Origin of the sequence: Klebsiella sp. CN_Kp104 (genome assembly GCF_040064515.1) — a bacterium.
Lineage (GTDB): Bacteria > Pseudomonadota > Gammaproteobacteria > Enterobacterales > Enterobacteriaceae > Klebsiella > Klebsiella aerogenes.
Genome location: NZ_JBEAII010000043.1, coordinates 1 through 24,808 on the forward strand (window position 1 = coordinate 1; position 24,808 = coordinate 24,808).

22 protein-coding genes and 1 tRNA gene are annotated in these 24,808 nt (G+C 54.5%); 13 read left to right on the plus strand and 10 right to left on the minus strand.

Annotation, left to right across the window (positions count from 1 at the left end; translation table 11 throughout):
- The first annotated feature begins 101 nt into the window (after nt 1-101).
- Nucleotides 102-177, plus strand: a tRNA-Trp gene (locus tag ABLU80_RS22105).
- A gap of 102 nt (nt 178-279) precedes the next feature.
- Here the strand turns inward: ABLU80_RS22105 and hdfR are convergent.
- Entirely contained in the window at nt 280-1,101 is an 822-nt protein-coding gene (hdfR, locus tag ABLU80_RS22110; RefSeq protein ID WP_015703960.1) for an HTH-type transcriptional regulator HdfR, read from the minus strand.
- A gap of 118 nt (nt 1,102-1,219) precedes the next feature.
- Here hdfR and ABLU80_RS22115 point away from each other — a divergent pair, with 118 nt between their 5' ends.
- A complete protein-coding gene (locus ABLU80_RS22115; protein ID WP_015368901.1) occupies nt 1,220-1,558 on the plus strand; it encodes a DUF413 domain-containing protein in 339 nt (112 codons plus the stop codon).
- Nucleotides 1,559-1,581: 23 nt separating this feature from the next.
- On the opposite strand, the gene ABLU80_RS22120 is transcribed toward ABLU80_RS22115, so the two are convergent.
- Nucleotides 1,582-3,102 carry a YifB family Mg chelatase-like AAA ATPase gene (locus ABLU80_RS22120; protein ID WP_348850477.1) on the minus strand — a complete coding sequence of 507 codons (1,521 nt, stop codon included), beginning with the start codon at nt 3,100-3,102 and terminating at the stop codon, nt 1,582-1,584.
- A 353-nt stretch (nt 3,103-3,455) separates the two neighbouring features.
- Between ABLU80_RS22120 and ilvL the strand changes: the two genes are divergently transcribed.
- The 6 genes from ilvL (at nt 3,456) to ilvA (ending at nt 10,002) form a co-directional block, all read left to right on the plus strand.
- On the plus strand, nt 3,456-3,554 hold the full coding sequence (gene ilvL / locus ABLU80_RS22125; protein ID WP_001311244.1) for an ilv operon leader peptide: 99 nt from the start codon (nt 3,456-3,458) through the stop codon (nt 3,552-3,554).
- A gap of 140 nt (nt 3,555-3,694) precedes the next feature.
- A complete protein-coding gene (gene ilvG, locus ABLU80_RS22130; protein WP_015368898.1) occupies nt 3,695-5,341 on the plus strand; it encodes an acetolactate synthase 2 catalytic subunit in 1,647 nt (548 codons plus the stop codon).
- The gene (ilvM, locus tag ABLU80_RS22135) at nt 5,338-5,595 is read left to right on the plus strand and encodes an acetolactate synthase 2 small subunit (RefSeq protein WP_015368897.1); all 258 of its coding nucleotides are present in this window, start codon (nt 5,338-5,340) and stop codon (nt 5,593-5,595) included. Before ilvG ends, ilvM begins: the two co-directional genes overlap by 4 nt.
- 19 nt (nt 5,596-5,614) lie before the next feature.
- Nucleotides 5,615-6,544: a branched-chain amino acid transaminase gene (locus ABLU80_RS22140; protein WP_008807980.1), complete on the plus strand. Its 930-nt coding sequence runs from the start codon at nt 5,615-5,617 to the stop codon at nt 6,542-6,544.
- A gap of 60 nt (nt 6,545-6,604) precedes the next feature.
- Entirely contained in the window at nt 6,605-8,455 is a 1,851-nt protein-coding gene (gene ilvD / locus ABLU80_RS22145) for a dihydroxy-acid dehydratase (protein WP_110200329.1), read from the plus strand.
- A 2-nt stretch (nt 8,456-8,457) separates the two neighbouring features.
- On the plus strand, nt 8,458-10,002 hold the full coding sequence (gene ilvA, locus ABLU80_RS22150; protein ID WP_015368895.1) for a threonine ammonia-lyase, biosynthetic: 1,545 nt from the start codon (nt 8,458-8,460) through the stop codon (nt 10,000-10,002).
- Here ilvA and ilvY read toward each other — a convergent pair.
- Nucleotides 9,999-10,889: an HTH-type transcriptional activator IlvY gene (ilvY, locus tag ABLU80_RS22155; protein WP_348850480.1), complete on the minus strand. Its 891-nt coding sequence runs from the start codon at nt 10,887-10,889 to the stop codon at nt 9,999-10,001. The genes ilvA and ilvY overlap by 4 nt on opposite strands.
- Before the next feature lie 155 nt (nt 10,890-11,044).
- On the opposite strand from ilvY, the gene ilvC reads away from it, so the two are divergent.
- On the plus strand, nt 11,045-12,520 hold the full coding sequence (gene ilvC, locus ABLU80_RS22160) for a ketol-acid reductoisomerase (protein ID WP_015703965.1): 1,476 nt from the start codon (nt 11,045-11,047) through the stop codon (nt 12,518-12,520).
- A 202-nt stretch (nt 12,521-12,722) separates the two neighbouring features.
- Here ilvC and ppiC (ABLU80_RS22165) read toward each other — a convergent pair whose 3' ends face one another.
- Together ppiC (ABLU80_RS22165) and ppiC (ABLU80_RS22170) are read right to left on the minus strand one after the other, a co-directional pair.
- Nucleotides 12,723-13,004, minus strand: a complete 282-nt coding sequence (gene ppiC, locus ABLU80_RS22165; protein WP_002883180.1) for a peptidylprolyl isomerase PpiC — start codon at nt 13,002-13,004, stop codon at nt 12,723-12,725.
- Between the two features lie 51 nt (nt 13,005-13,055).
- A complete protein-coding gene (ppiC, locus tag ABLU80_RS22170; protein ID WP_032709514.1) occupies nt 13,056-13,337 on the minus strand; it encodes a peptidylprolyl isomerase PpiC in 282 nt (93 codons plus the stop codon).
- Nucleotides 13,338-13,449: 112 nt separating this feature from the next.
- On the opposite strand from ppiC (ABLU80_RS22170), the gene rep reads away from it, so the two are divergent.
- Nucleotides 13,450-15,471: a DNA helicase Rep gene (gene rep, locus ABLU80_RS22175; protein ID WP_015368891.1), complete on the plus strand. Its 2,022-nt coding sequence runs from the start codon at nt 13,450-13,452 to the stop codon at nt 15,469-15,471.
- Between the two features lie 4 nt (nt 15,472-15,475).
- Here rep and ABLU80_RS22180 read toward each other — a convergent pair whose 3' ends face one another.
- The 5 genes from ABLU80_RS22180 to rhlB all read right to left on the minus strand — a co-directional run bounded on the left by ABLU80_RS22180 (nt 15,476) and on the right by rhlB (nt 21,187).
- Nucleotides 15,476-16,198 (minus strand): DUF554 domain-containing protein, encoded by a 723-nt coding sequence (locus ABLU80_RS22180; RefSeq protein ID WP_348850481.1) that lies wholly within the window; start codon nt 16,196-16,198, stop codon nt 15,476-15,478.
- Nucleotides 16,199-16,259: 61 nt separating this feature from the next.
- Nucleotides 16,260-17,258 carry an amidohydrolase family protein gene (locus tag ABLU80_RS22185; RefSeq protein WP_015368889.1) on the minus strand — a complete coding sequence of 333 codons (999 nt, stop codon included), beginning with the start codon at nt 17,256-17,258 and terminating at the stop codon, nt 16,260-16,262.
- A gap of 131 nt (nt 17,259-17,389) precedes the next feature.
- On the minus strand, nt 17,390-18,307 hold the full coding sequence (locus tag ABLU80_RS22190; RefSeq protein WP_015703967.1) for a LysR family transcriptional regulator: 918 nt from the start codon (nt 18,305-18,307) through the stop codon (nt 17,390-17,392).
- A gap of 19 nt (nt 18,308-18,326) precedes the next feature.
- Nucleotides 18,327-19,832 carry a guanosine-5'-triphosphate,3'-diphosphate diphosphatase gene (gene gppA, locus ABLU80_RS22195; protein WP_015368887.1) on the minus strand — a complete coding sequence of 502 codons (1,506 nt, stop codon included), beginning with the start codon at nt 19,830-19,832 and terminating at the stop codon, nt 18,327-18,329.
- Between the two features lie 89 nt (nt 19,833-19,921).
- Complete coding sequence (gene rhlB, locus ABLU80_RS22200) at nt 19,922-21,187, minus strand: ATP-dependent RNA helicase RhlB (RefSeq protein WP_015368886.1); 1,266 nt, start codon at nt 21,185-21,187, stop codon at nt 19,922-19,924.
- Between the two features lie 343 nt (nt 21,188-21,530).
- On the opposite strand from rhlB, the gene trxA reads away from it, so the two are divergent.
- From trxA to wecA, 3 genes are all read left to right on the plus strand, one after another.
- A complete protein-coding gene (gene trxA / locus ABLU80_RS22205; protein WP_002883224.1) occupies nt 21,531-21,860 on the plus strand; it encodes a thioredoxin TrxA in 330 nt (109 codons plus the stop codon).
- A gap of 331 nt (nt 21,861-22,191) precedes the next feature.
- Nucleotides 22,192-23,451, plus strand: coding sequence for a transcription termination factor Rho (gene rho, locus ABLU80_RS22210; protein WP_002883293.1), 1,260 nt, complete (start codon nt 22,192-22,194; stop codon nt 23,449-23,451).
- Between the two features lie 241 nt (nt 23,452-23,692).
- Nucleotides 23,693-24,796, plus strand: coding sequence for a UDP-N-acetylglucosamine--undecaprenyl-phosphate N-acetylglucosaminephosphotransferase (gene wecA, locus ABLU80_RS22215; RefSeq protein WP_015368885.1), 1,104 nt, complete (start codon nt 23,693-23,695; stop codon nt 24,794-24,796).
- Nucleotides 24,797-24,808: the final 12 nt, after the last annotated feature.

Sequence of the window (24,808 nt, forward strand, 5' to 3'; positions counted from 1 at the left end):
CTGCCTGTCACGCAGGGGGTCGCGGGTTCGAGTCCCGTCCGTTCCGCCACTTATTTATATTAAGCCTGCTATATTAGCGGGCTTAATAGCGAGAAAGATTTAGGGGCGTAGCTCAGTTGGTAGAGCACCGGTCTCCAAAACCGGGTGTCGCGAGTTCGAGTCTCTCCGCCCCTGCCATATATAATCCTTTGCTTCGGCAAAGGATTTTTTTTGTCTTTAATTTCCACTATCACTCTGCCTTTCCAGTTTTTTAGCCACTCCATCCATGGAGTCAGATCGCTATTCCAGGATGCTGCTTTTCAGAATCTCGCGAATATGTGCCTGCTTATCGCTATTTTGTAGCCAAATGGCATACAGAGGACGTGAAAGGGTCGCGCTATCGGTCACCGTGTGCAGGCCAGTTTTCTGCTGTGCCCAACTAACGGGTAACCAGGTACAACCATTCAAGGTAGTGAGCTGTTGATAAGCCAGTTCTGCGGAGCTCGTCGTCAGTAGCGGTACATCATCGCTGCCGATCAAACCCACTTCGTTTTGCTGGAAGTCCGGTCCCCATTCCAGCCGCAGGTAGTTCAAATCATTCTTATTTTTTCCCGGCGCGGCACAATAGAGCGCCAGGGTGAAATGACCCAATAACTGGCTGCTTAATTCATCCATCTTCGGTGATTCTGTGGTGATCAGGAGATCGAGCTGGCGTTCATGCAACTGCTTCACTAATGACTGGCGTTGAGCTATCCGCGCCTCAAATTGCAGATTATAGGGATCTTTGTAGAGCGTCCCCAGCCAACCGTTCAATAGGCATTCCCATAGCGACGCGCTGGCACCGATCGAAAACTCATTATGGCGAGAAGAGTGGGCGACCTCCTTACGCGCGGCCTGCCAGGTATTCATCAACGTTTCGGCATAGGGCAACAGTTTCTCACCGGCTGACGTCAGGCGAATATTGTTACGATGGCGGGTGAATAAATTTACGCCCAGCTGGTTCTCCAACTGACGAATGCGGAAGCTAACCGCTGATTGTGTTAAATAAAGCGCTTCCGCTGCCCGCCCAAAGTGGCGAGTTCTGCTCACTTCAAGGAAAGTTTTGAGCAATTCCGTGTCCACACTCTTCTCCGCAAAATTATTTGTCGTGATGATTTAAATGTTTTGTTTGACGCTCTGTCAAGCGTAACTAATACTCCGCGCCATAAATAGCTCGGCCAAAGAATCAGGAGCGTGTAGGATGGCGGAAAGCTTTACGACGACTAATCGTTTTTTCGACAATAAAAATTATCCACGCGGGTTCTCCCGTCACGGTGATTTCACCATCAAAGAGGCGCAACTGCTTGAACGTCATGGTTACGCCTTTAATGAGCTGGAATTGGGCAAACGCGAGCCTGTTACCGAAGATGAAAAACAATTCGTTGCGGTATGCCACGGCGAACGTGAGCCGGTGACCGAAGCGGAACGCGTTTGGATTAAGTATATGGCGCGAATCAAACGTCCGAAGCGTTTTCACACCTTATCTGGCGGTAAGCCGCAGGTTGAAGGCGCTGAAGACTACACTGAAAGCGACGATTAAAAAAAAGGGCGAAAGCCCTTTTTTTATGCCATCAGCGTCTGCAGGTGATTTAACATACGGTCGATAGCCCGGTAGCTTAACGCCTCCTGCAAATGATGACGTTCGATATCCCTATCCTCATTAAGATCGGCGATAGTACGCGCAACTTTCAGTAAACGTTGCCATGCGCGGATTGAAAGCCCTAACAGTGAGAGCGTCTGTTCCAGCCATATCGCGTCGTCTTCTTTCAGCTTGCACCAGACTTTTATCTCCCCGCTGTCCAGTTGTGCATTAAGTTTATTCTGCCGTGCGAGCTGTCTGTCGCGCGCCGCGAATACCCGTAGACGAATGGTGGCGCTTCGCTCTTCGCCAACGCCACCCCGGCTTAATACGCCCGGTGGAGGGAGTGGAATCTCAAGCGAGAGATCGAAGCGGTCGAGAAATGGCCCTGACAATCGGCCCAGGTAGCGCAGGGTCTGTTCCGGTGTGGCCCGATTATGCTGACCCCGGTAATGTCCTGTTGGGCTGGGATTCATGGCGGCAATCAACTGAAATCGCGCAGGATAGTCAATCTTAGCCCGAGTGCGGGAAAGATGAATTTTTCCTGATTCAATGGGCTCTCGTAGTGCATCCAGAACCCGACGCTCGAATTCAGGTAGTTCATCAAGAAACAGAATACCGTTATGCGCCAGGGAGATCTCCCCCGGGGCAGGGATTGAGCCGCCGCCGACCATCGCCGTTAGCGAAGCGCTGTGGTGAGGGGCGCGAAAAGGCCGCCGACGCCACTGACGCGTAACGTAATGAGCATTGACGAGGCTGAGGATAGCCGCGCTTTCCAGCGCTTCCTGGTTGCTTAGTGGCGGTAAAAGCCCCGGCAAACGGCTGGCGAGCATCGTCTTCCCTGTACCCGGTGGACCCATCAAGAGTAAATTGTGACCGCCAGCTGCGACTATCTCCAGCGCGCGTTTTCCCTGCTGTTGGCCAATGACATCGCCGAGATCGTCATAATCGTCCTCTACCGCAGTTATTTCACCAGTCGGCGGCTGCAGAGTATGTTTCCCTTCCAGAAACGCACAGACTTCCTGCAGGTGCCCTGCTATAAGGCACTCATTGCCGTTAATCAAGCCGACCTCTTCGGCGTTATCTCCAGCAACGACAATCTGCCTCCCGACTTTTATCGCTTCCATAGCGCTGGATATTGCCCCAGGAACGCCGCGTAACGCGCCTGTAAGCGCTAATTCGCCAATAAACTCATACTGATTAAGTTTCGGGGCGGCAAGCTGCTGCGAAGCGACCAGGAGCGCGAGAGCGATAGGTAAATCATATCTCCCGCCCTCTTTCGGCAGATCGGCTGGGGCAAGGTTTATGGTTATCTTCTTTGCCGGAAAGCTGTAGCCGCTGTTAATAATGGCGCTACGTACCCGATCGCGGGCTTCCTTTACCGTGGTTTCCGGCAGGCCGACCATCGTCAAACCAGGGAGTCCGTTGCTGATATGGACTTCGACGGTAATTAGCGGCGCGCTGACCCCGAGCGCCGCGCGGGTATAGACAATTGCGAGTGACATAACGCCTCCTGAGCGGAATGATTATGTCTATTCATAGAGTTTCATGAACCTGGGAATATTTAACTTTACGACGCCTGTTCCAGACAATTGTCTGCAAAGTTTTGCATTTTTATTATTTTGGGAGGGCATACGCAAATCCGTCATGACGCCGTTTTAATGCCGTAAAACACGGATGCAACGCGAGAATAAGCTGAATTTTTTTCATTTTATTTTTTTCTTTTTAAAAACAACTGGTTTAATAAAAATCGTTAGCAAGATCAGAAAATGGAACATAAAAAAATCTTGTGCTTAATGTGATGTCTGTGGTAACTCTTTAGGTATTCCTTCGAACAAGAAGCCAGAAAGAACAGAAAATGACAGCCCTTCTACGAGTGATTAGCCTGGTCGTGATTAGCGTGGTGGTGATTATTATCCCACCGTGCGGGGCTGCACTTGGACGAGGAAAGGCTTAGAAATCAAGCCTTAACGAACTAAGACCCCCGCACCGAAAGGTCCGGGGGTTTTTTTATAACTTAAAAAACATAAGCGAGGAGCAGAAGATGAGTTATAGCATAAAATTCTGTTTCTCCCGATCTATGACGGGGAAGTAACTATGAACGGGGCGCAGTGGGTGGTACATGCTTTGCGAACACAGGGGGTCGACACGGTATTTGGCTATCCGGGTGGCGCGATTATGCCGGTTTACGATGCTTTGTATGACGGCGGCGTGGAACACCTGCTGTGTCGGCACGAGCAAGGCGCCGCAATGGCCGCCATCGGTTATGCCCGCGCGACCGGCAAAACTGGTGTTTGCATCGCCACTTCCGGCCCTGGCGCCACCAACCTGATCACCGGTTTGGCTGACGCGTTACTTGATTCTGTACCTGTTGTCGCCATCACCGGTCAAGTGGCGGCGCCGTTTATCGGCACTGACGCTTTTCAGGAAGTGGACGTTCTCGGTTTGTCGCTGGCCTGCACCAAACACAGTTTCCTCGTGCAGTCGTTGGAAGAGCTGCCGCGCGTCATTGCGGAAGCTTTCCAGGTGGCAAACTCAGGCCGTCCTGGCCCGGTACTGGTTGATATTCCAAAAGATATCCAGTTGGCTAAAGGCGAATTAGATCCGCATTTCTCCACCGTCCCTGATGATGTTGAGTTCCCGCACACACAAGTCGAGCAGGCGTTAGCGATGCTTGCGCAGTCCCACAAGCCAATGCTGTACGTGGGCGGCGGTGTTGGAATGGCACAGGCGGTACCGGCCGTGCGCGAATTTCTGGCGGTGACGCAGATGCCGGTAACCTGCACCCTGAAAGGGTTGGGTGCCGTCGCCGCGGATTATCCGTATTACCTTGGCATGCTGGGTATGCACGGAACCAAGGCAGCAAACCTGGCGGTGCAGGAGTGCGATTTATTAATCGCCGTCGGCGCCCGTTTTGATGACCGGGTGACCGGCAAGCTGAATACCTTTGCCCCGCACGCCAAAGTAATCCATATGGATATTGACCCGGCTGAGCTGAACAAACTGCGCCAGGCGCACGTCGCCTTAACCGGAGATTTAAACGCCATGCTGCCAGCGTTGCAGCAGCCGTTGGCCATCGATGCGTGGCGCGAGCACAACGCACAGCTGCGCGCGGAGCACGCCTGGCGTTACGATCATCCCGGCGAGGCAATCTACGCGCCGCTGTTGCTCAAGCAGCTTTCCGATCGCAAACCGGCGGATTGCGTCGTGACGACCGATGTCGGCCAGCACCAAATGTGGTCGGCCCAGCACATGACCTATACCCGCCCGGAAAACTTCATCACTTCCAGCGGCCTCGGCACCATGGGTTTTGGTCTGCCGGCAGCCGTTGGCGCGCAGGTGGCTCGCCCGGACGATACGGTTATCTGTATCTCCGGCGATGGCTCTTTCATGATGAATGTGCAGGAGCTGGGCACCGTTAAGCGCAAGCAATTACCGTTGAAAATCGTGCTGCTGGATAACCAACGTTTAGGCATGGTTCGCCAGTGGCAGCAGCTGTTTTTCCAGGAGCGTTACAGCGAAACCACGCTTACCGATAATCCTGATTTTCTTACGCTGGCCAGCGCTTTTGGCATTCCAGGCCAGCACATCACCCGTAAAGACCAGGTTGAAGCGGCACTCGACACCATGCTTTCGAGCCAGGGGCCATACCTGCTTCATGTCTCAATCGATGAACTTGAGAATGTCTGGCCGTTGGTGCCGCCCGGCGCCAGTAATGCAGAAATGCTGGAGAAATTATCATGATGCAACATCAGGTCGCTTTACAGGCTCGCTTCAACCCCGAAACCTTAGAACGCGTGCTGCGCGTGGTGCGCCATCGCGGTTTTCAAATTTGCTCAATGAATATGGAAACCGCGTCGGATGCGCAAAACATAAATATCGAGCTGACCGTTGCCAGCCAGCGGCCCGTCGAATTACTGTTTAGTCAGTTACGCAAACTGGTCGACGTCGCCTGCGTCGAGATCCAGCAACCCACATCACAACAAATCCGCGCCTGAGCGCAGAGGAATAAAAACAATGACGACGAAGAAAGCTGATTACATTTGGTTCAATGGCGAGATGACCCCATGGGGCGAGGCGAAAGTACACGTCATGTCCCACGCGTTGCACTACGGGACTTCGGTATTCGAAGGTATCCGCTGCTACGATTCTCACAAAGGGCCAGTGGTGTTCCGCCATCGTGAACACATGCAGCGTCTGCATGATTCAGCAAAAATCTACCGTTTCCCGGTTTCTCAGAGCGTTGACGAGCTGATGGAAGCCTGCCGCGAAGTTATCCGTACCAATAAACTGACCAGCGCTTATATCCGTCCGCTGGTGTTTGTTGGCGATGTTGGCATGGGCGTTAACCCGCCGGACGGCTATAAAACCGACGTTATCATCGCGGCGTTCCCGTGGGGTGCATACCTTGGCGCAGAAGCGCTGGAGCAGGGGATCGATGCGATGGTTTCTTCCTGGAACCGCGCGGCGCCAAACACCATCCCAACCGCAGCGAAAGCGGGCGGCAACTATCTCTCCTCTCTGCTGGTCGGCAGCGAAGCGCGTCGTCACGGTTATCAGGAAGGTATCGCGCTGGACGTTAACGGCTATATCTCCGAAGGCGCAGGCGAAAACCTGTTTGAGGTGAAAGATGGCGTGCTGTTTACTCCGCCGTTTACCTCTTCCGCGCTGCCGGGTATCACCCGCGACGCCATCATCAAACTGGCGAAAGATCTCGGTATCGAAGTCCGCGAGCAGGTGCTGTCCCGCGAATCTCTGTACCTGGCGGATGAAGTGTTCATGTCCGGTACCGCTGCGGAAATCACGCCGGTACGCAGCGTTGACGGTATCCAGGTTGGCGCAGGCCGCCGTGGCCCGGTGACCAAACGCATTCAGGAAGCCTTCTTTGGCCTCTTCACCGGTGAAACGGAAGATAAATGGGGCTGGCTGGATCCGGTAAGTAAGTGATTAAAAATGGGACGGCACGCACCGTCCCATTGCATAAACAGAAATGGGAGTAAAAAGAGCATGCCTAAGTACCGTTCCGCCACCACCACACATGGCCGCAATATGGCGGGCGCCCGCGCGCTGTGGCGCGCAACCGGGATGACCGATGCCGATTTCGGCAAACCGATCATCGCCGTTGTTAACTCCTTTACCCAGTTTGTACCAGGGCACGTGCATCTGCGCGATCTCGGCAAACTAGTTGCCGAGCAAATTGAAGCTGCTGGCGGCGTTGCTAAAGAATTCAACACCATCGCGGTGGATGATGGGATCGCCATGGGGCACGGGGGTATGCTCTATTCACTGCCATCCCGCGAGCTCATCGCCGATTCAGTCGAGTACATGGTTAACGCCCACTGCGCCGATGCTATGGTCTGTATCTCTAACTGCGACAAAATCACCCCGGGGATGCTGATGGCCTCCCTGCGTTTGAATATTCCGGTGATCTTTGTCTCCGGCGGTCCGATGGAAGCCGGGAAAACCAAGCTGTCTGACAAAATCATCAAGTTGGATCTGGTTGATGCCATGATCCAGGGGGCAGACCCGAAAGTCTCTGACGATCAGAGCGAACAGGTGGAGCGTTCCGCCTGTCCGACCTGTGGTTCGTGCTCGGGGATGTTCACCGCGAACTCAATGAACTGCCTGACCGAAGCATTAGGCCTGTCGCAGCCGGGTAATGGTTCTCTGCTGGCGACCCATGCCGACCGTAAAGCGCTGTTCCTCAACGCCGGTAAACGTATCGTTGAACTGACTAAACGCTACTACGAGCAGGACGACGCCTCCGCTCTGCCGCGCAATATCGCCAGCAAGGCGGCATTTGAAAACGCCATGACTCTCGATATCGCAATGGGCGGCTCAACCAATACCGTACTGCATCTGCTGGCGGCGGCGCAGGAAGCTGAAATCGACTTCACCATGAGTGATATCGACAAGCTGTCCCGCAAAGTGCCGCAGCTGTGCAAAGTGGCGCCGAGTACGCAGAAATACCATATGGAAGACGTGCACCGCGCCGGCGGCGTGCTGGGGATCCTCGGCGAACTGGATCGCGCCGGTTTACTCAACCGTGATGTCAAAAACGTCCTTGGCCTGACCCTGCCGCAGACCCTGGAACAGTACGATGTGATGGTGACCCAGGACGACGCGGTGAAAAAAATGTTCCGCGCCGGCCCGGCGGGGATCCGTACCACCCAGGCGTTCTCGCAGGACTGCCGCTGGGATACGCTGGATGACGACCGCGCCGAGGGATGTATCCGTTCTCTGGAACATGCCTACAGTAAAGACGGTGGCCTGGCGGTCCTGTATGGCAACTTTGCCGAAAACGGCTGTATCGTCAAAACCGCCGGCGTGGACGATAGCATCCTGAAATTTACCGGCCCGGCGAAAGTTTATGAAAGCCAGGATGAAGCGGTTGAGGCCATCCTCGGCGGCAAAGTCGTGGAAGGCGACGTCGTGGTTATTCGCTATGAAGGGCCGAAAGGCGGGCCAGGAATGCAGGAGATGCTCTATCCGACCACTTTCCTGAAGTCCATGGGGCTTGGCAAAGCGTGCGCGTTGATCACCGATGGCCGTTTCTCCGGCGGCACCTCCGGGCTTTCCATCGGCCACGTATCGCCGGAAGCCGCGAGCGGCGGCAACATCGCGATCATCGAAGATGGCGACATAATTGCTATCGATATTCCGAACCGCGGTATTCAGCTGCAGCTCAGCGATGCCGAAATCGCCGCCCGTCGCGAAGCGCAAGAAGCGCGTGGCGATAAGGCGTGGACGCCGAAAGACCGCGAGCGCCAGGTCTCCTTCGCGCTGCGCGCTTACGCCAGCCTCGCGACCAGTGCCGACAAGGGCGCCGTGCGCGATAAATCAAAACTTGGGGGTTAATCATGGCCGAGTCGCAACCCCTATCCGCCGCCCCTGAGGGGGCGGAGTATCTCCGGGCGGTACTGCGCGCGCCGGTTTATGAAGCGGTACAGAAAACGCCGCTGCAAAAAATGGATAAGCTCTCTTCGCGGCTGGATAACGTTATTCTGGTGAAACGCGAAGACCGCCAGCCGGTGCATAGCTTTAAGCTGCGCGGCGCCTACGCGATGATGTCCGGCCTGACGGCGGAACAAAAATCAAATGGCGTGATCACCGCTTCGGCGGGTAATCATGCGCAGGGCGTGGCGTTCTCTGCCTCCCGGCTGGGTGTTAAGGCGCTGATCGTGATGCCGGTAGCGACCGCCGATATCAAAGTCGATGCCGTTCGCGGCTTTGGCGGAGAAGTGCTACTGCACGGCGCCAACTTTGACGAAGCGAAAGCCCGCGCGATTGAGCTGGCGCAGCAGCAGGGGTTTACCTGGGTGCCGCCGTTCGATCACCCGATGGTCATCGCCGGTCAGGGAACGCTGGCGCTGGAGCTGCTGCAGCAGGATGCCCACATTGACCGCGTATTCGTCCCGGTTGGCGGCGGCGGTCTGGCGGCAGGCGTGGCGGTGCTTATCAAGCAGCTGATGCCGCAGATTAAAGTGATAGCGGTCGAAGCGGAAGATTCGGCGTGTCTGAAAGCGGCGCTGGATGCCGGTCACCCGGTGGATCTGCCGCGCGTCGGTTTGTTCGCTGAAGGCGTGGCGGTGAAGCGCATCGGCGATGAAACGTTCCGTGTATGCCAGGAGTATCTGGACGACATCATCACCGTCGATAGCGATGCTATCTGCGCGGCGATGAAAGATCTGTTCGAAGATGTGCGGGCGGTAGCGGAGCCCTCCGGCGCGCTGGCGCTGGCGGGGATGAAAAAGTATATCGCCCAGCATAACATCCGCGGCGAGCGTCTGGCTCACATCCTGTCCGGCGCCAACGTTAACTTCCACGGACTACGCTACGTTTCTGAGCGTTGCGAGCTCGGGGAGCAGCGCGAAGCGCTGCTGGCGGTGACGATACCGGAGGAGAAGGGGAGTTTTCTTAAGTTCTGCCAGCTACTGGGTGGCCGTTCAGTCACCGAGTTCAACTACCGTTTTGCCGATGCCAAAGATGCCTGTATTTTCGTTGGCGTGCGGCTGAGCCGCGGGCTGGATGAGCGTAAAGAGATCCTCGATTTACTGAGCGAAGGCGGCTACAGCGTGGTCGATCTTTCCGATGACGAAATGGCGAAACTGCACGTGCGTTATATGGTCGGCGGACGGCCGTCTAAACCGCTGCAGGAGCGCCTGTTTAGCTTCGAGTTCCCGGAATCACCAGGCGCGCTGCTCAAGTTTCTGCACACCCTCGGCACCCACTGGAATATTTCGCTGTTCCACTATCGTAGCCACGGCACCGATTTTGGCCGCGTTCTGGCGGCGTTTGAGCTTGGCGAGCATGAGCCGGACTTCGAAACCCGTCTTAATGAACTGGGCTACGAATGTCATGACGAAACCCATAACCCGGCGTTCCGCTTTTTCCTCGCGGGCTAGTGGTTAGGCAGGATTTTCCAGAACGCATCAATAAGCGGCTCGTACAGCCGCTTTTTTTGTGCGCAGACGCCCAGCTCAAATGGCGTCTTCTCATCGCTGCGATCGAGGATCATCACGCGATTGCGGACCGGCTCGGGGCTGTTTTCCAGCACCACTTCCGGCAGTAGCGCCACGCCGCAGCCGAGGGCGACCATCGATACCATGGCTTCATGGCCGCCGACGGTGGCGTAAATGGATGGATTGCTGATTTTATGGCGACGGAACCACAGCTCGATGCGGCGGCGCACCGGGCCCTGATCGGCCATGATAAACGGCACCGTTGCCCAGTCGGGATGTTCGACCGTCACCTGATTGCGCACCGGGCAGGGCAACGCCGGGGCAATCAGTACCACCGCAAGATTTTCCAGCATCGAAAACGCCACCGAACCTGGCAGCGTCTCCGGCTTACCGGCAATGGCCAGATCGGCTTCCCCAGTGACCACTTTTTCCATCGCATCAGCGGCGTCGCCGGTCGATAACTTTATCTCTACCGAAGGATGCGCGGCGCGAAAGCGATCGAGAATCGGCGGCAGATGGCTGTAAGCGGCGGTCACGGAGCAGAAAATATGTAGCTCGCCGGAGAGCGACGGCCCCTGCTGGTTGATGGCGTGACGCAGTTGCTGATACTGCAATAAAGTCTGCTGGGCAAAGGTGCGGAGTTCTTCGCCGGCCTCGGTTAGGGTTACGGTGCGATTATCGCGAACGAACAGCGGCTGGCCGAGGTCCTCTTCCAGGCGTTGAATCTGCCGCGAAAGCGTGGAGGGGCTGACATGCATAGCCCGCGCGCTGCGGCCAAAATGGCGGCTTTCCGCCAGATGCAGAAAGGTTTTCAGATCGCGTAAATCCATGGCTCAATCCCCTGAAAATAACGTTGCAGTTATTGCAATGTGATGTTGTGAATATATCAATTTTCGCAACGAAATTCCTGTCATATAGTGGGTTCATTCTCGCAAAACGCGAACCGAACAATAAGCACGACAACACAACATCACGAGGTATCACCATGGCTAACTACTTCAACACACTGAATCTGCGCCAGCAGCTGGCTCAGCTGGGCAAATGCCGCTTTATGGGGCGCGATGAATTTGCCGATGGCGCAAGCTATCTTCAGGGTAAAAAAGTAGTCATCGTCGGCTGTGGCGCGCAGGGCCTGAACCAGGGGCTGAACATGCGTGACTCCGGCCTGGATATCTCCTATGCGCTGCGTAAAGAAGCGATCGCCGAGAAGCGCGCATCCTGGCGTAAAGCGACCGAAAACGGCTTCAAAGTGGGTACCTATGAAGAGCTGATCCCGCAGGCTGACCTGGTCGTCAACCTGACTCCGGACAAACAGCACTCTGACGTTGTGCGTTCCGTACAGCCGCTGATGAAAGACGGCGCGGCGTTGGGTTACTCCCACGGCTTCAACATCGTTGAAGTGGGCGAGCAGATCCGCAAAGACATCACCGTGGTGATGGTGGCGCCGAAGTGCCCGGGTACCGAAGTTCGTGAAGAGTACAAACGTGGTTTCGGCGTGCCGACGCTTATCGCCGTACACCCGGAAAACGATCCGAAAGGCGAAGGTATGGCCATTGCTAAAGCCTGGGCAGCGGCGACCGGCGGCCATCGTGCGGGCGTTCTGGAATCCTCCTTCGTGGCGGAAGTAAAATCTGACCTGATGGGCGAGCAGACCATCCTCTGCGGTATGCTGCAGGCGGGTTCTCTGCTGTGCTTCGACAAGCTGGTGGCTGAAGGTACCGATCCGGCCTACGCGGAAAAACTGATTCAGTTCGGTTGGGAAACCATCACCGAAGCGCTGAAGCAAGGCGGCATCACCCTGATGATGGATCGCCTGTCTAATCCGGCGAAACTGCGTGCTTACGCGCTGTCAGAACAGCTGAAAGAGATCATGGCGCCGCTGTTCCAGAAACATATGGATGACATCATCTCCGGCGAATTCTCTTCCGGCATGATGGCTGACTGGGCGAACGACGACAAAAAACTGCTGACCTGGCGTGAAGAGACCGGTAAAACCGCGTTCGAAACCGCGCCACAGTATGAAGGTAAAATCGGCGAGCAGGAGTACTTCGATAAAGGCGTTCTGATGATTGCAATGGTGAAAGCGGGCGTTGAACTGGCCTTCGAAACCATGGTTGATTCCGGCATCATCGAAGAGTCCGCTTACTACGAATCGCTGCACGAGCTGCCGCTTATCGCCAACACAATCGCCCGTAAGCGCCTGTATGAAATGAACGTGGTTATCTCCGATACCGCGGAGTACGGTAACTACCTGTTCTCTTATGCTTGCGTACCGCTGCTGAAAGAGTTCATGACTACTCTGCAGACCGGCGACCTGGGCAAAGCGATTGCCGAAGGCGCGGTGGATAACGCTCAGTTGCGTGACGTGAACGAAGCGATTCGCAGCCACGCTATCGAAGCGGTGGGTAAAAAACTGCGCGGTTATATGACCGATATGAAGCGTATCGCGGTTGCCGGCTGATTCCTCGTCGTCTTTCGACTTGCCGATGCGTTGGCTACGGTACGTACACCCCAGTCACATAGGAATCTATGTTCCTGGGGATGTACTTCCTTGCCGCCTTCCGGCAAGCCGAAATCCATAGAGGAATGGATTTGTTTAGTAGGCCTGATAAGCGAAGCGCCATCAGGCAAAAACCCGGAGATTAAGATCCCCGGGTTTTTTATTATTTCCGGTACAGCACTTTGATGATGTGGTAACCGAACTGGGTATGCAGCGGGCCGGTTGGCTCCAGTTCCGGGCAGGAGAAAACCACTTTATCGAATGCCGGAACCATCTGGCCCTGGCGGAATTCGCCCAGATCGCCGCCGCGTTTTCCTGACGGGCAGATAGAGTGTTTTTTCGCCAGCTTGCCGAAGTCGGCGCCGTTTTTGAGCTGCTCAAGCAGATCGAGAGCCAGTTTCTCTTCTTTTACCAGGATATGCAGTGCTGCCGCTGTTTTAGCCATGATTGCGCCTTGATTGAGTTGGGATAAATCAGGGCGCCATAGTAACACGCGCTAGCGGCGATACAGCACCTTGATGATATGGTAGCCAAATTTGGTTTGTACCGGGCCATAGGGTTTGAGCAGCGGACAGCTGAACACGGCCTTATCAAACGGAGCGACCATTGCGCCCTGCTGGAACTCCCCCAGATCGCCGCCATGGCGTCCTGACGGACATTTTGAGTAGCGCTTCGCCAGATGATCGAAGCTGACGCCCCGTTCAAGCTTGGCGAGGATCTCGTGTGCCAGTTTTTCTTCTTTAACCAGAATATGCAGGGCCGCTGCGCTTTTTGCCATTACTGGAGCCTCAGGATGAATTGCGTGGCTGACACTTTACCATCAGCCGGTAAATCTCGGCCTCGCTTTCTGCTACAATCCACACCCCGTTCGAAGATTGAGCAATATTCCCATGCGTTTAAACCCTGGCCAACAACAAGCCGTCGAATTCGTTACCGGACCGTGCCTGGTGCTGGCGGGCGCCGGTTCCGGTAAGACCCGCGTTATTACGAATAAAATCGCCCACCTGATCCGCGGCTGCGGTTATCAGGCGCGCCATATCGCGGCCGTCACCTTTACTAACAAGGCTGCCCGCGAAATGAAAGAGCGCGTCGGGCAAACGCTGGGGCGAAAAGAGGCGCGCGGGCTAATGATTTCCACCTTCCACACCCTGGGGCTGGATATCATCAAACGTGAATACGCCGCGCTGGGAATGAAATCTAACTTTTCTTTGTTCGATGATACTGACCAGGTCGCGCTGCTCAAAGAGCTCACCGAAGGGTTGATCGAAGATGACAAAGTGGTGTTGCAGCAGCTGATCTCGACGATCTCCAACTGGAAAAACGATCTGAAAACGCCGGCGCAGGCGGCGGCTGGCGCGAAAGGCGAACGGGACCGCATCTTCGCCCACTGCTATGGGCTCTATGATGCGCATATGAAGGCCTGCAACGTCCTCGATTTTGACGATCTTATTCTACTGCCGACGCTTCTGTTGCAGCGCAATGAAGAGGTGCGCGAACGTTGGCAGAACAAGATCCGTTACCTGCTGGTGGATGAGTATCAGGATACCAACACCAGCCAGTATGAGCTGGTGAAGCTGCTGGTGGGGCAGCGCGCGCGCTTTACCGTGGTGGGTGATGATGACCAGTCGATCTACTCGTGGCGCGGCGCGCGGCCGCAGAACCTGGTGCTGTTAAGCCAGGATTTTCCGGCGCTGCAGGTGATCAAACTTGAACAGAACTACCGTTCATCAGGGCGTATTCTGAAGGCTGCCAACATTTTGATCGCCAATAACCCGCACGTGTTTGAAAAGCGGCTGTTCTCAGAACTTGGCTACGGTACCGAGCTGAAAGTGCTCTCCGCCAATAACGAAGATCATGAAGCGGAGCGCGTCGCTGGCGAACTGATTGCCCACCACTTTATTAATAAAACAAACTACAAAGATTACGCCATCCTTTATCGCGGCAATCACCAGTCGCGGGTCTTTGAAAAGATGCTGATGCAGAACCGCATCCCGTACAAAATCTCGGGCGGCACCTCGTTCTTCTCGCGTCCGGAAATTAAAGATCTGCTGGCCTATCTGCGCGTACTCACCAACCCGGATGACGACAGCGCCTTCCTGCGTATCGTCAATACGCCGAAGCGAGAGATTGGCCCGGCGACCTTGCAAAAACTGGGCGAATGGGCGATGAGCCGCAATAAAGGCTTATTCACCGCCAGCTTTGATATGGGGTTAAGCCAGACGCTGACCGGGCGCGGGTATGAATCCCTCACTCGTTTCACCCACTGGCTGCGGGAAATTCAGCAACTGGCCGAGCGTGAACCAGTCAATGCCGTGCGGGATTTAATTCGCGGGATTGATTATGAGTCCTGGCTATATGAAACCTCGCCGAGCCCGAAAGCCGCGGAAATGCGGATGAAAAACGTCAACCAGCTGTTCACCTGGATGACCGAAATGCTGGAAGGCAGCGAGATAGATGAGCCGATGACGCTGACGCAGGTGGTTACCCGCTTTACCCTGCGCGATATGATGGAACGCGGCGAATCGGATGAAGAGCTGGATCAGGTGCAGTTGATGACCCTGCATGCCTCAAAAGGGCTGGAGTTCCCGTATGTTTACCTGGTGGGAATGGAAGAGGGATTGCTGCCGCATCAGAGCAGTATCGATGAAGATAATGTTGATGAAGAACGGCGTCTGGCCTATGTAGGTATCACGCGCGCGCAGAAAGAGTTGACCTTTACGCTCTGTAAGGAGCGTCGTCAGTATGGCGAGCTGGTACGCCCGGAGCCGAGCCGTTTTCTGCTTGAGCTCCCGCAAGACGATCTGATTTGGGAGCAGGAGCGGAAAGTCATCTCTGCGGAAGAACGTATGCATAAAGGCCAGGCCAACGTTGCGAATATCAAGGCGATGCTGGCGAAGGCGAAAAAGGGCTAACGTTTCAGGCGACAAACTGCTGCCATGTGGTGGAAAATGGCATCACCAGCAGCAGCGACGGCAGCATGTTGGCGGTGGGGAAATGGCGAATACCGCAAAGCCGAAAACCGGTCGCCAGCATAATAATACCGCCGCAGGCAGTAAAATCAGCGATCATCGATGGGCTTATCAACGTCATAATAAACGTGGCGGCGAAGAACAGAATCACGAAGATGATCAGCTGGGGAATAAAAATCGCGGTGATAATGTAGCCCAGCGTCGAAGCGAAAATGGCGGCGGTGAAAAAGTCGAGTATCGACTTGGTCAGCAGAATGGTCGGGTCGCCGGTCATCCCTTCGGTTAGGGCGCCAAAAATACCGGTACCGCTGGCGCAGAACAGGATCAGCACCGCGATAAACTGGTTCATAAAATCCTCCGCTTCTACGCCTGCGTTGTTTTGGCCTGGAAAAATGCGCTCGATGGGCGTTCGCAGCTGTGTTCCCGCCCGCTCAATCCACTTCTCAATATTCAACAGGCCGCCAATAATCGTGCCGATGATAACGGCCAGCGCAATGGGTGGCAGATTGATGAGTTTGTTAAGGAAGAACACGCCCATACTGATAGAGATTAACCCGGAAATAAGCGGTAGCGTTTTCTTAAAGTGATCCGGGATAAATCGGTTGAGTGAGGCGCCTGCAATCGCGCCGACGAGTAATGAACCGCTGCAAACAAAAATACCTACCGGCATAGTATATTCTCCCTGTAATAAAATCAGGGCCTGAGAACAGGCCCTGTCGATTTATTTTTTATTATTTGATATTAAATACGCGGCTGGCATTGCCCCAGGCTATTTTTTCTTTCAGCCCTTCATCCATTTCTAACGGATCAAACCAGTCGCAGGCCTGATGAATATCTTCATAAGGGTAATCTACGGAGAACATCACGCGATCGGCACCCATTACTTCAATCGCATTATTTAGCGAGTGAGTATTAAAATGACCGCTGGTGGTGACAATAAAGTTATTTTGCAGATAGTGCATTAACGGTTTTTCCGCCTTGCCCAAACCGCAGCCGAAACGCTGACGATAGAGGCGATGTTGAGTGCGCGGCAGCATGTGTACCAGTCCTTCACCGAGGTGTCCCAGCACCAGGTTAAGATTCGGATAACGGTCGAACAGGCCGCTCATCATCAGGCGAATAGCGTGAACGGCGGTTTCCTGCGCAAAGCCCCAGGCGGAACCGATTAGGCTTTCGTAACCGGTATAAATCCCGCGCGCCGGGCCTTCCAGCGGTTCACGCGGATGCAGGTACACCGGCACGTTTAGCTCGTTGACTTTATCCCAGAATACCAGCATGGATTCATCATCAAGATACAGGCCATGTTCGCTGTCTTTGACGTTGGTGTAGCCGTTAATCAGCGCGCCTTTCATGCCCAGTTTTTTCACCGCGCGCTCCAGCTCTTCCGCCGCAGCTTCCGGGTTTTGTAACGCCAGCGTGGCGAACGCGCTAAATTTATCCGGATTCGGTTTTACATAATTATCAACGATAAAGTCGTTAGTGTCGCGAGCGAAAGAGACCGCTTTGGCTTTATCTAAAATAGATTGCGCGCCGGGTGAAGTCAGAGAAAGAATAACGTGGTCAATATTACGTTGCGCCATTTCTTCGAGTTGAATGCTGCGGTCAAGCAGGCGGCGCTCTACGTCTTGCATATATTCGCTACCGTTACGGTTAGCTTCGCCGGTCGAATCCCATAAACGGTTATTTTCAGGAGTAGATACATGTTCTTCTAAAGCGATTTTTCCGCGCATGATAGGTTCCTTTATTTATTCGGTCGATATGAACTGATGCGGGGAGATTAAAATGTTTGACGTATTGACAGCAATAAACCAAATAGAATATAGCGTATCAGAAATCCTAATACAGCCGCTTATTTTATGATTTAAATGCTAATAGAACCGCCTGAGGCGGCAAGATCTACAATCTGCTTGCGCAGCCAGATATGCCCAGGATCGCGGTGCAGACGCTGGTGCCAGACCTGGCGAATCGCGATGTTAGCCAGTGAGAAAGGTAGCGGCCAGCTGCGGCAGGGGTAACGCCTGGTGATGTGGCGCGCCAGCTGCTCCGGCACCACCGCGATCATCTCGCTGCCGGCAACCAGCTCGCCCGCGCCTAAAAAGCTGGGCAGCGTCAATGCGATACGCCGCGGCATACTGTGTTCCGCCAGCAGTTTATCAATGTCGCCGTGGGCGGTGCCGTTGACGCGAACCGCAAGGTGCTTTTCCTGACGCCAGTCTTCGGCGCTGAACCGATGACGAATGCGCGGGTGATTGTCCGCTGCCAGACAAACATACGACTGATCGAACAGATGCTGCTGATAGACGCTCTCCGGCAGTTGGGTAAGATAGCCGATCGCCAAATCACATTTCCCTGATTCCAGCGCGCTAAGCGTCTGATCGTCAATATTCAGCACCGTAAAGGTGATGCCGCTGGCGTCCAGCCGCTGGAGCTGGCTTTGCAGCAAAGGAAGAAGCGTCATCTGGCTGATATCGGTCATGCCGATGGTGAAGTTACGGTTGCTCTCCTGCGGGATAAATTCCGGCTTAGCCGCCAGATCGGTATCGGCCAGTTGCAAAAGAGTAAAAATGGTGGGGGCGATAGCGTCCGCGCGCGGCGTTGGCGCCATGCGTTGTCCAACGCGCACAAACAGCGGGTCGTCAAAGTGCTCGCGTAGCTTTTTTAGCAGCAGGCTACCGGTTGGCTGACTGATATCGAGTGCTTCCGCCGCCGGAGAAACATTCCCCAAACGGTAGAGCGCGGAGAAAAAGCGTAGTGATTTGAAATCCAGTTCTTCCCGCATGCGCCCTCCTGGCTGGAAATTACCTCGCCGTGTCGTCGTTGATCAACAGCGCCCAGTGGACATAGCTTTGCCACTGACACTCTTGCTCGACCATTTCCCGGCCCAGCGGATGTTCCTTCAGCCAGTCATCCGGCAGCGTCAGCGTCAGTTTTTCGTCGTCGGCGGCAAGTTGAATGGCTGGCAGGAGATCGTCGCGCCGGCGGCTGGCAAACAGAATCGCCAGCCGTAGCAGGCGACACAAATGTTCGGCAACGCGCGGCGGTACCGCGTTTTGCTGATGGAGCGAAGAAAGATCGATGGCGTTAGTCTGGTTGAGCAGCAGCGTGGCGATGAGCTTCTTCTGCGCCGGGGTAAAACCGGGCAGGTCGAGGTTATTGACCAGATAGGCGGCGTGCTGCGGCGCGCGTTTAAAATCAACGCTCAGGCCAATTTCATGAAGCGCACAGGCGCTGACGAGTAAATCGCGGCTTAGCGGATCCAGCTCCCAGCCGCTGTCCAGTTGATCAACCAGATGGGTGGCCAGATTAGCCACCCGTTGCGCCTGTTCAGTATCGATCATAAAGCGCCGCTGAATATTACGCAGCGTGCGGCTACGAATATCCTGATCGACAGAAAGGTGCAACATGCCGTAGACCAGGCCTTCGCGTAATGCGCCGCCAGCCAGCGTCATGCACTGAATATTCAGTTCGCTAAAGATAGCAATCAGAATGGCAAGGCCGCTCGGAAAAACCAGTGCGCGTTCGAGCGTCAGCCCTTCGATTTCCAGCTCTTCGAGTCGGCCGCACTGGATGGCGCGCTGCTTAAGCTGCTGTAGCTTGCTGAGGGTGATGCGCTCATCCATTCCCTGCGCCATCATAATTTCCTGCAGCGCCTGCACGGTGCCTGAAGCGCCGACGCACACTTTCCAGCCGTGGTAACGCAGGACATCAGCGATTGGAAGCAGCACATCGCGCGCCGCCGCTTCCGCGAGATCGAAGTTTTCTTTCGTCAGGCTACGGTCGGCAAAGTAGCGTTCAAGCCAGGTGACGCAGCCCATCGACAGGCTGAACAGCGAGGTCGTTTGCGCGCCGGTGCCGGTCACCAGTTCAGTGCTGGCGCCACCGATATCCACCACCAGACGCTGATCGGCGCCGCCGGTGGTATGGGCTACGCCCTGGTAGATCAGGCGGGCTTCTTCCTCACCGCTAATCACCTGGACGGGGCAACCGAGGATTTCCTGCGCCTTCGCCAGAAATTCGCCGGCGTTGACCGCCAGACGCAGGGTGGCGGTGGCGACGACGCGAATTTGCGCCGAAGGAATATCCTGCAGACGTTCGGCAAACAGGCGTAAGCACTGCCAGCCGCGCTCCATCGCTTCTGCGGAGAGCGCATTGTCGCTATTCAGGCCGGCAGCCAGACGCACCTTGCGCTTAATGCGGCTCAGGGTCTGAATACTGCCCGCCACCTCGCGCACCACCAACATATGAAAACTATTGGAGCCAAGGTCGATGGCGGCATACAGCGAGGTGGAACTCATACTCTTCATCTTTCAGGCAGCTCCTGTGTCGACTGGGCTTCGTTGCCCGGGATAATCTCCGTGGCGCATCCTGAAAAATTTCGTGTATGGCATAGATATTAACCTGAGCGACGACGATTACGAGGCGGGCCATTACGGCGCGGGCCATTACCGGGGCGGGTGCGCGTTAAACGCAGCGGCTTCGGTAAATCGGTCATCAGCGCGTCCGGATTGTACTTGCTGACCGGGATCGAATGGCCGATATAGGTTTCGATTGCCGGCAGGTTCAGCGCGTATTCTTCACAGGCCAGGCTGATGGAGTGCCCGCTGGCGCCCGCGCGGCCGGTACGGCCGATACGGTGGACATAGTCTTCGCAGTCATCCGGCAGGTCATAGTTAAAGACATGGGTGACGGCTGGGATATGCAGGCCGCGAGCGGCTACGTCGGTCGCAACCAGAATATCGAGATCGCCGCGGGTGAACTCTTCGAGAATACGCAGGCGTTTTTTCTGCGCCACGTCGCCGGTCAGCAGGCCGACGCGATGTCCATCTGCCGCCAGATGGCCCCAGATATCTTCACAACGATGCTTGGTGTTGGCGAAAACAATAGCGCGGTCGGGCCACTCTTCTTCCAGCAGCGTCTGCAGCAGGCGCATTTTTTCGTCGTTGGAAGGATAGAACAACTCTTCTTTAATGCGGTGGCCGGTTTTCTGTTCCGGTTCGACTTCAACGTACTCGGCGTTGTTCATCTGTTCGAATGCCAGTTCGCGTACGCGATAAGACAGCGTGGCGGAGAACAGCATGTTCAGGCGCTGAGTGGCCGGCGGCATGCGGCGGAATAGCCAGCGGATATCTTTAATAAAGCCGAGATCGTACATGCGATCGGCTTCGTCGAGCACGACAACCTGAATGGCGCCGAGATTAATGTGGTTTTGTTTGGCGTAATCGATCAGACGACCGGTGGTGCCGATCAGAATATCAACGCCGCTTTCCAGTACTTTCAGCTGCTTATCGTAGCCGTCGCCGCCGTAAGCCAGACCGAGCTTCAGACCGGTGGCCTGCGCCAGCGGTTCGGCGTCAGCGTGAATCTGTACCGCCAGCTCGCGCGTTGGCGCCATGATCAGCGCGCGCGGTTGGTTAACCTGGCGGTCTGCGATGGCCGGGTGAGAGAGAAGATAATGAAACGTTGACGTCAGAAACGCCATCGTTTTACCGGTACCGGTTTGCGCCTGCCCGGCGACATCGCGGCCTTCCAGCGTGAGCGGAAGGGCGAGAGCCTGAATGGGTGTGCAATTATGAAACCCTTTTTTTTCAAGGGCTTCGACAACTGCCGGGTGCAGGGCGAAGTCGGAAAACTTCTGTTCTGTCAAATGTGTTTTGCTCATAGTGTGGTAGAATATCAGCTAACTATTGCATTAAGAAAGCGTATCCGGTGAAATAACGTCAACCTTTCGTTGGCGATATACGAAATTATTCAAGGTGCGTCTCCGGCTACTGAATGGATCCCGGAAAGCTTAGACTACTAAGCGCAACGGGGGCGGTAAATCTGCCGCAGGTAGATTTGCAGACAGTGCGCTTAAGCATCGGCGGTGGTGGTCCATGGTGGATCCATTCCCGCAGGTAGCTTATAAAAGAGGCATCCTGAAGAATAGCGTGCATAACGTAGCATCAACACGTCGTTGATGACTGCGACACCAACACACCAGGCTTATTCCTGTGGAGTTATATATGAGCGATAAAATTATTCACCTGACTGACGACAGTTTTGACACGGACGTACTCAAGGCTGACGGGCTGACCCTCGTCGATTTCTGGGCAGAGTGGTGTGGTCCGTGCAAAATGATCGCCCCGATTCTGGATGAGATCGCTGAAGAGTATCAAGGCAAACTGACCGTGGCTAAACTGAACATCGATCAGAACCCGGGCACGGCGCCGAAGTACGGCATCCGCGGCATCCCGACGCTGCTGCTGTTCAAAAACGGCGAAGTCGCGGCGACTAAAGTCGGCGCGCTGTCCAAAGGCCAACTGAAAGAGTTCCTCGACGCCAACCTGGCGTAATCGGTTTGCCATTCCGGCGTCCGGATTCCTATTTTTTGTGGAACTCTGGACGCCCGGCCTGAGTCGTGCTAAGTTAATTCCAGACTTCGTTTTAAACATACCTATTGTTTGAATCTTGTTTTACCCAAAGCGTCCCGCAGACTATGCGCGTGAGGCTAATAATTCCGGGCTTATCACTCATTCCGTCTTGTCGTTTCAGTTCTGCGTTCTTTCCTGTGACCAGGCAACGTACAGACACGAGATGAAGCCGCTAACAGGCATGGATGTTCCTGCCATACCATTCACAACATTAAGTTCGAGATTTACCCCGAGTTTAAGAACCCACACCACTATGAATCTTACCGAATTAAAGAATACGCCGGTTTCTGAGCTGATTACTCTCGGCGAAAATATGGGGCTGGAAAACCTGGCTCGTATGCGTAAGCAGGATATTATTTTTGCCATCCTCAAGCAGCATTCAAAGAGTGGCGAAGATATCTTTGGCGATGGCGTACTGGAGATACTGCAGGATGGATTTGGATTCCTCCGCTCAGCAGACAGCTCCTACCTCGCCGGTCCAGACGACATCTACGTATCCCCCAGCCAAATCCGCCGCTTCAACCTCCGCACTGGTGACACCATTTCCGGTAAGATTCGTCCTCCTAAAGAGGGTGAACGTTACTTCGCGCTGCTGAAAGTTAACGAAGTTAACTACGACAAGCCGGAAAACGCGCGTAACAAGATTCTGTTCGAGAACTTAACGCCGCTGCACGCGAATTCACGCCTGCGTATGGAGCGTGGTAATGGTTCTACCGAAGACTTAACCGCTCGCGTACTGGATCTGGCATCGCCGATTGGCCGCGGCCAGCGTGGTCTGATCGTCGCGCCGCCGAAAGCCGGTAAAACCATGCTGCTGCAGAACATCGCGCAGAGCATCGCGTACAACCATCCTGACTGCGTGCTGATGGTGTTGCTTATCGACGAACGTCCGGAAGAAGTGACCGAGATGCAGCGTCTGGTTAAAGGTGAAGTTGTCGCTTCTACCTTCGACGAACCGGCATCTCGTCACGTGCAGGTTGCCGAAATGGTTATCGAGAAAGCGAAACGTCTGGTTGAGCACAAAAAAGACGTTATTATCCTGCTCGACTCCATCACCCGTCTGGCTCGTGCCTACAACACCGTGGTTCCGGCTTCCGGTAAAGTGCTGACCGGTGGTGTGGACGCCAACGCCCTGCATCGTCCGAAGCGTTTCTTCGGTGCGGCGCGTAACGTGGAAGAGGGCGGCAGCCTGACCATCATCGCTACCGCGCTTATCGATACCGGCTCTAAAATGGATGAAGTTATCTACGAAGAGTTTAAAGGCACCGGTAACATGGAACTGCACCTCTCCCGTAAGATTGCGGAAAAACGCGTCTTCCCGGCTATCGACTACAACCGTTCCGGTACCCGTAAAGAAGAGCTGCTGACCACCCAGGAAGAGCTGCAGAAAATGTGGATCCTGCGCAAAATCATCCATCCAATGGGTGAAATCGACGCAATGGAGTTCCTCATTAACAAGCTGGCGATGACCAAAACTAACGACGACTTCTTCGATATGATGAAGCGTTCGTAGGACGGAATACGCCGAAAAAACGCCACGCGATTGCGTGGCGTTTTGTTTTGTAGCTTTGTATGATCCAGGCGGGAAAAGCACCGCCAGCGTTGACGTATGATATGCGCGGCGGGTTAAGCAGAAAGGACTTTAACAGTCTAAAATATATACAATAAATTTGTAATGTTCTGCTTTTCCCCTTCAGGAGTGGAGACATCATCGTTATACTCCCCGGATTAACTATGCTGAGAGCACATGTGTTGTGAATTTACTCACTGCTATTACTGAATTAATCAGTGTTTTCTTATTCACGACCCTGTTTATATTTGTTGCCCGTAAAGCAGCGAAAAAAATTGGGTTAGTGGATAAGCCAAACTATCGGAAACGGCATCAAGGTTTGATTCCGTTAGTTGGTGGTATCTCAGTTTATGCCGGTATTTGTTTTACCTTTGCGATCGCCGATTATTATATCCCTCATGCCACGCTGTATCTGGCCTGCGCGGGGGTGCTGGTGTTGGTCGGCGCGTTGGATGACCGATTTGATATCAGCGTAAAAATTCGTGCGGTTATTCAGGCCGCGATAGCCGTTATCATGATGACGGCGGGTAATCTGCATCTCAGCAGCCTCGGCTATATTTTCGGTTCGTGGGAGTTAGTCCTCGGCCCCTTTGGTTTTTTCCTCACGCTTTTCGCCGTTTGGGCGGCAATCAACGCCTTCAATATGGTGGATGGCATTGACGGGTTGCTCGGCGGGCTTTCGTCCGTCTCCTTCGCGGCAACCGGCATCATCTTATGGTTTGATGGCCAGTACAGCCTGGCGATGTGGTGTTTTGCGATGATCGCCGCCATTCTGCCCTATATTTTACTTAATCTTGGCGCGCTTGGACGTCGCTATAAAGTGTTTATGGGTGATGCCGGCAGTACCATGATTGGCTTCACCATTATCTGGATCCTGCTGGAGACGACGCAGGGCAAAACGCATCCCATCAGCCCGGTAACGGCGCTGTGGATTATTGCGATTCCACTGATGGATATGGTGGCGATTATGTATCGCCGCCTGCGAAAGGGGATGAGCCCGTTTTCGCCAGATCGTCAGCATATTCATCATTTGATCATGCGTGCCGGGTTTACTTCCCGGCAGGCCTTTGTCCTGATTACGCTGGCTGCCGCTTTACTGGCGCTGGTCGGCGTAGTGGCGGAATACACCCGTATTGTTCCTGAATGGGTGATGTTAATACTCTTTTTGTTTGCTTTTTTACTTTATGGCTACTGCATTAAGCGCGCATGGAAAGTGGCGCGTCTGGTTAAGCGCATTAGACGCAGAATTCGGCGACACAGCGGCAATAATCCAAATTTAACCAAGTAAAACTGGGGAAGT